The organism is Rhodococcus sp. EPR-157 (assembly GCF_001647195.1).
In the GTDB taxonomy this organism is placed as follows: domain Bacteria; phylum Actinomycetota; class Actinomycetes; order Mycobacteriales; family Mycobacteriaceae; genus Rhodococcoides.
Genome location: NZ_LVCV01000548.1, coordinates 1 through 11,067, shown reverse-complemented (window position 1 = coordinate 11,067; position 11,067 = coordinate 1). Strand labels below are relative to the sequence as shown.

Here is an 11,067-nt window from a genome sequence, read left to right as displayed (position 1 = left end):
GGTCGCCGTGGCCGTCGATGACATGACGGTCGACGCAGTTGTAGGCGACGTTGAGTTCGCCGTCGCCGAACCACTTCGCGACGGGGGCGTCGGACCAGTCGAGCACCTCGGTGAACGGGGTGTGCCAGTGGAGCCGGCGGGCCTGTTCGGCCCAGAACCCGAGGAAGTCCTTCTCGGCCTCGTCGTAGAGATCCGCTTGCGCGTTCGCTTGCGCCGCGAATTCGGCCGAGGGCGGGTACGCGTTTCCCGTGATCTCCGGGGCTCCAGAGGTACTGGTCGTCATCTCGAATAGCTCGCTTTCGTCCGTCAAATACCGTGCTGTTGCGGCCTTAGTGAGGGTAGTCACATGTGAGCGCGGTCGCACCGTTGCAGCGCTGTGCAACCCGCTGATCTGCGGTGATCGGTTGGTTTGGCGCGGTAGGCGGTACCACGGTAGGTCGCCGAGGACGGCCGCAGCCGAGGAGGGTCTCACTCTCCGGGAAATGACTTGCCGAAAAGTTTCGAGCATGTTTCGTCCCTACTCGGCAGTCAGCTGAATTACGGGGGAGTGCGCATGTTCCTTTCAGGATGTGTCTAAAGTCCTCGTTATTGAGATCGTTGCCACTCCTCGACAACCTCGGGTTGTGGCCGGCGGTCGCCCCACATGAACCCCGTGGGCGTGACGCCCACGGGTCGATCACGGCGAACCCGTGGTCACACTAGGAGAGGATTTGTTTTGCGTAGAACACGCATTGCGGCAGCTGCGGTAGCGGTTGTCGTAGGAGCCGCGCTGGTCACAGCGTGCTCATCGAGCGACTCGTCCAGCAGTGGAGGATCCGGAGACGGTTCCGCCATCATCAACGCATGGAGCGGCGAGCCCCAGAATCCGCTTGTTCCTACGAACACCAGCGAGAACACCGGTGGACGAGTCGTCGACTCGATTTTCGCCGGTCTGGTCTCTTACACGCCGGAAGGCGGCGTGGAGAACGAGGTCGCCGAGTCCATCGACACCACCGACGGCCAGAACTACACCATCACGCTGAAGGACGGCTGGACCTTCACCGACGGCACTCCCGTCACCGCCAACTCGTTCGTCGACGCCTGGAATTACGGCGCACTCTCGACCAACGCCCAGCTCCAGGGCTCGTTCTTCGATCCCATCCAGGGCTACGACGAGGTCGCGGCCGAGAACCCGACCGTGCAGACGATGTCCGGACTGAAGGTCGTCGACGACAAGACGTTCACCATCGAGCTCAAGCAGCCCGAGGCAGCGTTCCCCGATCGTCTCGGCTTCGCCGCGTACTACCCGCTGCCCGAGGTCGCGTACACCGACATCGCAGCATTCGGCGAGAACCCGATCGGAAACGGACCGTACAAATTCGCGTCCGAAGGTGCATGGCAGCACAACGTCCGCATCGACTTGATCACCAACCCGGACTACGACGGAAACCGTAAGCCGGCCAACGGTGGCGTCAGCTTCATCCTGTACAGCAACCTCGACACCGCGTACACGGACCTGCTCTCGAACAACGTCGACGTCCTCGACAACGTTCCGTCGTCGGCCGTCACGACGTTCGAGACCGATCTGCCGGGCCGCACGGTCAACCAGCCCTCCGCGAGCATCGAGACCTTCACCATTCCGGGGCGCCTCGCGCACTTCGGTGGTGAAGAGGGCGTTCTGCGTCGTCAGGCCATCTCCAAGGCGATCAACCGCGACCAGATCACCGAGCAGATCTTCAACAACACACGTACGCCTGCAAAGGATTTCACCAGCCCGGCCATCGACGGCTGGACCGGCGACCTCAGCGACGTTGCCAACGTCGAGTACGACCCGGAAAGCGCCAAGGAACTGTGGGCTCAGGCCGACGCCATCGCGCCGTGGACCGGGTCCTTCGCCATCGCATACAACTCCGATGGTGGACACCAGGAATGGGTCGACGCCGTAGCCAACAGCATCCGCAACACCCTCGGCATCGAAGCTCAGGGAGCGCCGTACCCGACGTTCGCGCAGCTTCGTACCGAGGCGACCAACCGCACCATCCCGACGGCATTCCGCTCGGGCTGGCAGGGTGACTACCCGCAGCTCTACGGCTTCCTGGCGCAGAACTACCAGACCGGTGGCAGCTCCAACGACGGTGAATACTCGAACCCCGAGTTCGACCGTCTGCTCCGGGAGTCGGCCGGCGAGACCGACCCCGCAGCCGCACAGGAACTGATCAACCAGGCTCAGGAAATCTTGCTGAACGATCTGCCTGCAGTGCCCACCTGGTACCGCAACGCAGCGAGCGGCTGGTCCGAGAACGTGACCAACGTGAAGATCGGTTGGGACGGCATCCCGATCTACAACGAGATCGAGAAGAACTGATCTCTTTCCTCACATCTTCACGAGACCGAGCAGGGCGGTAGGTCTTCGTACCTACCGCCCTGCTCGTGTCCTCTTCCTTCGTGTCTCGTACGACGCCACACTGCGATCGAGTTCGACGCGGCGATGATGTCCACCTTCCTCCAAAGGAGGTGATCCGATGCTCTGGTACATCGGACGCCGAATACTTCAGATGATCCCCGTCTTCATCGGGGCAACATTCTTGATCTACGCCATGGTCTTTCTGCTTCCCGGCGACCCGATCGCCGCGCTGGCCGGAGACAAAGCCATCAGCCCGGCCGTCGCAGATCAGCTGCGCGCCCGGTACAACCTCGACCAACCGTTCATCGTGCAGTACTTGCTGTACATGAAGGGCATCTTCACCCTCGACTTCGGAATGTCGTTCTCCGGCAGGCCGGTCAGTGAAGTTCTCGCACAAGCGTTTCCGATCACGATCAAGCTCGCCGCCATGGCGCTCGTGATCGAGGGGATCCTCGGCATCGGCTTCGGTCTCATCGCCGGACTGCGCAAGGGCAAGCTGTTCGACAGCACGGTCCTCGTGTTCAGCCTCGTCCTGATCGCAGTGCCGATTTTCGTCATCGGCTTCCTCGCACAGTTCTTCATCGGTATCAAATGGGGCATCGTGCCGCCGACGGTGGGAGGCAATACGAGCTTCGTGAACCTGCTGCTGCCGGCTTTCGTATTGGCATCGACGTCGTTCGCGTACATCGTTCGCCTCACCCGCACCTCGGTGGCCGAGAATCTCAGCGCCGACTTCGTCAGAACCGCGACGGCGAAAGGACTCTCGCGTCAGCGCGTAGTCAACACACACGTGCTCCGCAACTCGTTGATCCCGGTCGTGACGTTCCTCGGCACCGATCTAGCCGGTCTGATGGCCGGCGCGATCATCACCGAGGGCATCTTCAACATCAACGGCGTCGGTGGAACGATCTACCAGGCCGTCATCCGAGGCGAGGCACCGACGGTCGTGTCGTTCGTGACCGTTCTGATCGTGGTGTACCTCGTCGCCAACCTCGTCGTCGACCTCCTCTATGCAGCGCTCGACCCAAGGATCCGCTATGCCTGAGCCCACCACACCTGACACCGGACGCGCGGTTCGGCAAGCGCGCTTCGTCGAACAGGACGAGGTCATCGACGTCAGTCAGACCGACGCCGTCAACATCGACGAAGCACCCGCCAGTATCTGGAAGGACGCCTGGCACAGCCTCCGCAAGCGTCCGATCTTCATCGTCTCGGCGCTGATCATCCTCGCGGTCGTCGTCGTCGCGGCCGTCCCGAGCTTGTTCACGAGCGCTGACCCTCGGTATTGCAATCTCGACTTCAGCATGCAGGGACCGCAGCCTGGTCACATCTTCGGATTCGACCGTCAGGGCTGCGACATCTACGCCCGTACCATCTACGGCGCCAGGGCGTCCGTGGTGACCGGCGTCGGCACGACGTTCCTTGTGCTCGTCATCGGAGTGCTGTTCGGTGCGTTCGCCGGGTTCTACGGCGGATGGGCCGACTCGTTGCTGTCGCGCCTGACGGACATCTTCTTCGGCGTTCCGCTGATCCTGGCCGCGATCGTGCTGATGCAGCTGTTCACCGACCGCACCATCTGGACGGTCATTCTCGTACTCGCGTTGTTCGGTTGGCCGCAGATGGCCCGCATCTCGCGTGGTGCAGTGTTGTCGGCGAAGAACAACGACTACGTCATGGCCTCGCGCGCACTGGGAGTGTCCAAGGTGCGCACGCTGATCCGACACGTCCTCCCCAACTCGATGGCGCCGATCATCGTCGTCACGACCATCTCGCTGGGAACGTTCATCGTCGTCGAGGCGACGCTGTCGTTCCTCGGTATCGGACTCCCGCCGACCGAGGTCTCGTGGGGCGGCGACATCAGTGCCGCCCAGGTCACGCTGCGTCAGGGATCGACCATCCTGTTCTATCCCGCTGTGGCACTGGCGATCACGGTGCTGGGATTCATCATGATGGGCGACGCGCTACGTGACGCTCTCGACCCGAAAGCGAGAAAGCGATGAGCATCGAGCACGACGAGCACGAGCTGCCGCTACTCGACATCAAGAACCTCGAGGTGTCGTTCCAGTCCAATTCCGGACCGGTGCCTGCGGTTCGAGGTGTGAGCCTGACGGTGTATCCGGGCCAGACCGTCGCCATCGTCGGCGAGTCGGGTTCCGGCAAGTCGACGACGGCACACGCCATCATCAATCTGCTTCCTGGCACCGGGACGGTAACGGCGGGTGAGATCTGGTTCGACGGCAAGAATCTGGCCAACGCGAAGGAGAAGGAGTTCGTCGACGTCCGTGGAAGCCAGATCGGTCTGGTTCCGCAGGATCCGATGTCCAATCTGAACCCGGTGTGGAAGATCGGATACCAGATCGAGGAAGCGTTGGCGGCCAACGGCATCGCCAAGGGCAAGGCCGCAAAGCTGCGGGCGATCGAACTCCTCGACGAGGCGGGTCTGACGGACTCGGAGAAGCGCGTCAACCAGTACCCGCACGAGTTCTCCGGCGGTATGCGCCAGCGCGCACTCATCGCGATCGGGCTTGCCGCACGCCCGAAGCTACTGATCGCCGACGAGCCGACCTCGGCTCTCGACGTGACGGTTCAGCGTCAGATCCTCGATCATCTCGAGGGCTTGACCAAGGAACTCGGTACCGCCGTGCTGCTCATCACTCACGATCTCGGTCTCGCTGCCGAGCGCGCCGAGCATCTGGTGGTCATGAGCAAGGGCAGGATCGTCGAATCCGGTCCGGCACTGGAGATCCTGCAGGATCCGCAGCATCCCTACACCAAGAAGCTGGTATCGGCGGCGCCGTCACTGGCCTCGCAACGGCTGAAGTCGTCGGTTGTGCGCAAGGAGATCGTCGCGCATGCCAAGGAGATTGCCGAGGAAGCAATCCCCGAGGAGACGTCCGACGGCTTCGAACCGAAAGACACCGTCCTCGTGGTCGACAAGCTCACGAAGCAGTTCAAACTTCGTGGCTCCAGCCCGTTCGAATCGACGGTGTTCACCGCCGTCAAGGACGTGTCGTTCACGGTCGAACGTGGAACGACGACGGCCATCGTCGGTGAATCGGGCTCCGGTAAATCCACTGTCGCTCAGATGGTTCTGGGCTTGTTGGAACCGACGGCAGGATCGGTTCTGTTCGATGGGCGAGACGTCGTCGGTCTGAACCGCAAGGAAGCGTTCGCGTTTCGGCGTCGGGTCCAGCCGATCTTCCAGAACCCGTACGGTTCGCTCGATCCGATGTACTCGATCTATCGGACCATCGAGGAGCCTTTGCGGACCCACGGTGTCGGCACCAAGGCGGAACGCGAAGCTCGCGTGCGGGATCTACTGGACAAGGTGTCGTTGCCGACTTCGGTCATGCGGCGATTCCCGAACGAGTTGTCCGGCGGGCAGCGGCAACGTGTGGCCATTGCTCGCGCGCTTGCGTTGCAGCCGGAGGTTGTCATCTGCGACGAGGCCGTGTCTGCGCTCGACGTTCTCGTGCAGGCCCAGATCCTCTCGTTGCTGAACGATCTGCAGGCCGAGTTGGGGCTGACGTACCTCTTCATCACCCATGACCTCGCCGTCGTACGGCAGATCGCCGACGACGTCCTCGTCATGCGCTCCGGTGAGATCGTCGAGGCGGCGAAGACCGACGAGGTCTTCGACAACCCGAAAGAGGAGTACACGCAGCGGCTGCTGGCGGCCATCCCGGGTGGATCCATTCCGCTGGGTGCGTGACCGGGGCGAGGGGGTAGCGTCGACGTCCGTGACGGACCCCCTCGCACCGCTTCTGGAATTGCCCGGCATCCTCGACGCTGCCGAGCGCGCACGTGACGCTCTCGGCGGCGTTCACCGCCACAAGGCAAACCGTCGGGGATGGCCTGCCACTGCCGCGGAAGCCGCCGTTCGCGCGGCGAGATCGTCGTCGGCGCTCGAGGGCGGTTCGATGGATTTCCCTCGCGAGGGTGAGGACGGCGATCCCATTCTGGCGGGATGCCTCCGTGTCGGCGCTGCATTGGACGGTGATGCGTTGCAGAACATGCTTCCGGTGTGGAAGCGCGCTCCGCTGCAGGCGCTCGCCCGGCTCCATCTGCTTGCCGCGGCGGACCTGGTCGAGGACCACACACTCCTCGGCCGCCCGCGAGACGCCGACGGAGTCGGCGAACGTCTCGACCTTCTCGCGCAGCTCGTCACCGGTGGAACAGCCGCGCCGGCTCCGGTGATCGCAGCCATCGTCCACGGTGAGTTGTTGACCTTGAAGCCGTTCGGCAGTGCGGACGGAGTCGTCGCGCGCGCCGCATCGAGGTTGGTGGCGACCTCGTCGGGACTGGATCCGCACAACCTGGGTGTGCCCGAGGTCAGCTGGATGCGCCGTCCCCACCTCTACCGCAGCGGTGCGGAGGGCTTCGCATCCGGGAGCGCCTCCGGTGTCGGCAGTTGGATCATGTACTGCTGCGGCGCGATCGAGGCCGGTGCGGTGGAAGCTACCTCGATCGCCGACGCTGCAGGCGCTGACAAGTAAAGGGCTGGCAAGTAAAAGGGCTGGCAAGTAAAAGGGCTGGCAAGTAAAAGGGCTGGCAAGTAAAAGGGCGACGCCGCCGAGGTGAGTCGACTTCGCCGCCCGTTAGCACGGACTATCCGGTTACCAAGCGTGCAAAGTGGGCTGTGACGATCTGACGATCGCGAGGCCTCGGCGTAGGTCCGGTGGAGTAGGAGGTCATCCCTGCAACCGGTGCAGGGTTCTTGCTGCTACTTCCCGAAACTCGCAGGCCCACAGCGCTTCTGCCCTGTCAGCGGCGCGCTCCGCGTGGGTGCCTGATGTCCGTGCTGGGAATCCTGGTCGGGAGAAACGAACCTTCTCTTCCGGTTCGAACTTGGCCTTCCGTTCTTCCGTACGTCCTTTGTACCCCGTGTCGCCCCTCACATCAAGGGGTGCGGTCAATGTTTTCTGCGAAGTAGTCCGTAGGTGACCGCTCCGGCGACCAGGGCACTGAAACCGACTGCGGCACTTGCGGCTACGGTCGTCCCGGACGGCGCCTGTATTCGCGAACGTAACGACACCGGGTTGGAGAACGTCAGAATCGGCCACCCCACCGACGCGGCCTCCTTGCGTAGCGCACGGTCGGGATTGACTGCGGTGGGGTGACCGACCGCGCTCAGCATGGGTAGATCGGTGATCGAGTCCGAGTAGGCAAAACACTGTGAGAGGTCGTAGTTTCGGGCCTCGGCAAGGATGTTCATCGCCTCGACCTTCCCTTCGGCGTAACAGTAGAACTCGACGGTCCCGTTGTATCGTCCGTTCTCGACTTCCATTCGGGTCGCAGTACTGAAATCGGCACCGAGGGCGTCGGCAATGGGCCCGACGATCTCCTCACCGGATGCCGACACGACGACTACGTCGTGGCCGCGTAGCTTGTGGTCCGCGATGAGGTCCGCAGCCTCGGCGAAGACGAGTGGATCGACTATGTCGTGCAACGTTTCTGCAACGATCGAACGGACTTGTTCGACGTCCCATCCCGCGCACATGTTTGCGATGTGCGCGCGCATCCGTTCCATCTGATCGTGATCGGCACCGGAGAGCAGGAAAAGAAACTGTGCGTAACTGCTCTTCAGGACGGCTCGCCGGTTTATGAGGCCCTGATCGAAAAACGGCTTGCTGAAGGCGAGTGTGCTCGACTTGGCGATAATTGTCTTGTCCAAGTCGAAGAACGCTGCAATTCTTCCGACAGGACGGGCGGATTCTCCGTCATCGATGCTGGCGCTGGTGGTCACGGTCTACAGGATAGAGGCCCGAGATGTCGACCCGGGGCTGTGGCATGCAGATCAGTGCGTGAAATGCCGAATGTTGAACTTGCAAACGGTGCGCGCAGCGGGTGTAGTATCGGTGCAGTCCGATTCGTTCGGACGTGTTCAGCCCGACCCCCCGGGGCTGAACCAGACGACCCTCGCCTCCTCCCCCCCTGGCGAGGGTCGTCCTCTTTTCTGGGCAGGCAATCTGGTACGGCCGTCCAGTAATTCATCCACATCCCTTCGGTTCATCCACATTTCGCAGATGAGCCTTTCCTCGATGCAAGTGCGCGCCGAGGCTTCTGTGCATGGATATCGACCGAACCGAGCCGGGCAACGGCCGAGCGTGCCTGCTGCTGACCGATGACGCGCAGCTGCGAGCCGAGGTTTTCAGGGTGGCCGCAGCGGCGGATTGTGTTGTGCAAGAGCAGAACCTACCAGTCGGTAAGTTCGATCGCTCCGACGCGGCGATGCGGTTGGACTGGGAGGATGCACGAGTCGTCCTGCTCGATGCCGGTACAGCCCGACGTATCGAAACTCTCGGGCTGCCGCGCCGCAGCGGAGTAGTCGTGCTGGCCTCCGATGACGCGACCGTCGAGCATTGGCGCTCGGCCACTGGAGTCGGCGCATCGCGAGTCCTCGAATTACCGGGTGACGAGGAGGACCTGATTCGGCTTCTCGGAACCGACGTCGATGATGCGGCCCCCGGGGGAGGTGTCATCGCGGTGGTCGGCGCGAAAGGAGGTGCAGGAGCCTCGACCCTCGCCGCTGCCCTTGCGTTGTCCGCGGCGTCGGCATCGGTCCGAACGCTGCTCGTCGACGGTGACTACTACGGTGGCGGCCTCGATCTGATGCTCGGGTGGGAGGACATTCCCGGGTTGAGGTGGCCCGGACTCGTCGTCGAGGGCGGCCGAATATCAGGTGATGCACTGCATCGGGCGCTGCCATCCCACGGCGACGCGGCGGTGTTGTCGTCCGGTCGGGCCGCGTCGGGGCCACTCGCCGGAGGTTCGGGCGTCGTGTCGAGTGCTGCAGTCGTCGACGCAGGCCGCAGAGCCGGTGATCTGGTGGTGTGCGACGTGCCGCGGGTGCCCGGACCCGAAACCGACGTCTTCCACGACGCCGCAGACCTCGTCGTGCTCGTGGTGCCGGCGGATCTCGGCTCGGTGGCGGCAGGCGAGAACATCGCCGGCTATCTGACATCCAGGAATTCGAACGTGGGGCTCGTCGTCAGAGGGCCGGCACCGGGAGGCCTGCGGGTCGCCGACATCGTCGACGCGCTGCAGCTGCCCTTGCTGGCGAGTATGCGGCCCGAGCCGGGGCTGGCACGACGGGTGGAGAAGAGCGGCCTTCGGCTGGGGCGGCGCTCGCCACTCGGGTCGGCGGCTTCGGCCGTCCTCGACACGTTCGCCCGCAAACCGCAGGGCGGACGGTGGGCAGCATGAGTGCGGTCGTCACCGGCGAACTCCTCGATCGGGTCCGAGATCGCCTCGCGGGTTCGATCGACGATCCGACGCCCAACATGGTCGCCGCAGCCATCCGCATCGAGGCAGGCGGAGTACTCAGCGATTCGGACCTGCTCGCTGCACTGCGGGTGCTTCAGACCGAACTGACCGGTGCCGGGCCGCTCGAACCGCTCCTCCACGATCCCTCGGTCGCCGACGTTCTGGTCACTGCGCCCGACGAGGTCTGGGTCGATCGGGGTGTCGGTCTGGAACGCACCGGGATCCGGTTCGCCGACGAATCGTCGGTTCGCAGATTGTGCCAGCGGCTGGCGCTCTCGGCCGGTCGCCGTCTCGACGATGCGCAACCCTGGGTCGACGGGCAGCTTCCGGGTGTCGGGGACGGCACGTTCGGTGTCCGGTTGCATGCAGTCCTCGCTCCGGTCTCCCGAGGAGGCACATGTCTGTCGCTGCGCGTTCTCCGGCCGACAACGCAAGGTCTCGACGCACTTGCCCGTCGGGGCGCGATCGAACCGGAGGCGTTGGACCTGCTTCGTCGAATCATCGACGCCCGGCTTGCCTTCCTCGTCGTCGGCGGGACAGGTGCGGGGAAAACTACGCTTCTCGCGGCGCTTCTGGGAGAGGTTCGACCCGCCGAACGAATCGTGTGCGTCGAGGACGCTGCCGAGTTGGCACCGTCGCATCCCCACGTCGTACGGATGGTCGCGGGCGCTCCGAACGTCGAAGGGGTAGGCGAGGTGACCGTTCGGCAACTCGTCCGTCAGGCTCTTCGGATGCGACCGGACCGGTTGGTCGTCGGCGAGGTGCGTGGCGCGGAAGTAGTGGACTTGTTGACTGCTCTCAACACCGGGCACGACGGTGGTGCAGGAACCATCCATGCCAATTCGCCTGCGGAAGTGCCGGCTCGACTCGAAGCTCTTGCTGCACTGGGCGGAATGAGTCGATCCGCCCTGCACAGTCAGCTCGGTGCGGCCGTGCAGATCGTGCTTCACGTACACCGGGGCGCCGACGGGCAGCGACGACTCCGCGAGATTGCGGTGGTCGTTCCGGACGCGTCGGGCAGGGTTCGGGTCGCACCTGCGTGGACGTCGAACGGCGACAAGCACTCGGAGAGAGCGCGACTCGACGAACTGCTCGCTTCTCGCACGGAGAACTCGTGACGGCGCTCGGGGTGATTCTATGGGCGACGGCGCTGCTGGCGTTGCCGGGTCGACGGGTGCGGCTGCAGAGTCTGCGCAGGAAGAGGGTCTCGCTTCGTATGGGAAAGCGCTCTCACGCAGGTGTTCTTGTCGCATCGACGGCGGTGATCGCGATGCTTCTCGCGTCGGTGGGAGGAGTGTATCTGCTGTCGGCTGCGGCGATCGTGGCGGGAACGTTCGCGTTCAGACGCCGCGCGGTCCTCCGTCGCCGCGCGCACGACACGGAAGTGGACTCGCTCGTCGCCGGGCTGGAGACCGTGG

Annotated in this window: 9 protein-coding genes and 1 pseudogene; 8 read left to right on the top strand and 2 right to left on the bottom strand. The window is 63.8% G+C overall.

The window, feature by feature from the left end; genetic code table 11:
- Positions 1-283: acetyl-coenzyme A synthetase N-terminal domain-containing protein (locus tag A2J03_RS24210; RefSeq protein WP_331712395.1), on the bottom strand; the 283-nt coding region annotated here is incomplete at its 3' end.
- A gap of 432 nt (positions 284-715) precedes the next feature.
- On the opposite strand from A2J03_RS24210, the gene A2J03_RS24205 reads away from it, so the two are divergent.
- From A2J03_RS24205 to A2J03_RS24185, 5 genes are all read left to right on the top strand, one after another.
- On the top strand, positions 716-2,344 hold the full coding sequence (locus tag A2J03_RS24205) for a peptide ABC transporter substrate-binding protein (RefSeq protein WP_068379094.1): 1,629 nt from the start codon (positions 716-718) through the stop codon (positions 2,342-2,344).
- Between the two features lie 157 nt (positions 2,345-2,501).
- Complete coding sequence (locus A2J03_RS24200; RefSeq protein WP_068379091.1) at positions 2,502-3,428, top strand: ABC transporter permease; 927 nt, start codon at positions 2,502-2,504, stop codon at positions 3,426-3,428.
- The gene (locus A2J03_RS24195; protein WP_068379089.1) at positions 3,421-4,383 is read left to right on the top strand and encodes an ABC transporter permease; all 963 of its coding nucleotides are present in this window, start codon (positions 3,421-3,423) and stop codon (positions 4,381-4,383) included. Before A2J03_RS24200 ends, A2J03_RS24195 begins: the two co-directional genes overlap by 8 nt.
- The gene (locus A2J03_RS24190) at positions 4,380-6,095 is read left to right on the top strand and encodes a dipeptide ABC transporter ATP-binding protein (RefSeq protein WP_068379084.1); all 1,716 of its coding nucleotides are present in this window, start codon (positions 4,380-4,382) and stop codon (positions 6,093-6,095) included. Before A2J03_RS24195 ends, A2J03_RS24190 begins: the two co-directional genes overlap by 4 nt.
- Positions 6,096-6,123: 28 nt before the next feature.
- Positions 6,124-6,879: an oxidoreductase gene (locus tag A2J03_RS24185; protein ID WP_068379081.1), complete on the top strand. Its 756-nt coding sequence runs from the start codon at positions 6,124-6,126 to the stop codon at positions 6,877-6,879.
- Positions 6,880-7,295: 416 nt separating this feature from the next.
- Here the strand turns inward: A2J03_RS24185 and A2J03_RS24180 are convergent, their stop codons facing one another.
- Positions 7,296-8,129 carry an HAD-IB family hydrolase gene (locus A2J03_RS24180; RefSeq protein ID WP_068379079.1) on the bottom strand — a complete coding sequence of 278 codons (834 nt, stop codon included), beginning with the start codon at positions 8,127-8,129 and terminating at the stop codon, positions 7,296-7,298.
- Positions 8,130-8,452: 323 nt separating this feature from the next.
- Here A2J03_RS24180 and ssd point away from each other — a divergent pair, with 323 nt between their 5' ends.
- From ssd to A2J03_RS24165, 3 genes and pseudogenes are all read left to right on the top strand, one after another.
- Positions 8,453-9,589 (top strand): septum site-determining protein Ssd, encoded by a 1,137-nt coding sequence (ssd, locus tag A2J03_RS24175; protein ID WP_082898063.1) that lies wholly within the window; start codon positions 8,453-8,455, stop codon positions 9,587-9,589.
- Positions 9,586-10,767 (top strand): TadA family conjugal transfer-associated ATPase, encoded by a 1,182-nt coding sequence (locus tag A2J03_RS24170; RefSeq protein ID WP_197480941.1) that lies wholly within the window; start codon positions 9,586-9,588, stop codon positions 10,765-10,767. The genes ssd and A2J03_RS24170 overlap by 4 nt, the downstream gene beginning before the upstream one ends.
- A pseudogene (locus tag A2J03_RS24165) lies at positions 10,764-11,067 on the top strand (secretion protein F); the annotation flags it as partial. The gene A2J03_RS24170 and the pseudogene A2J03_RS24165, both read left to right, overlap by 4 nt.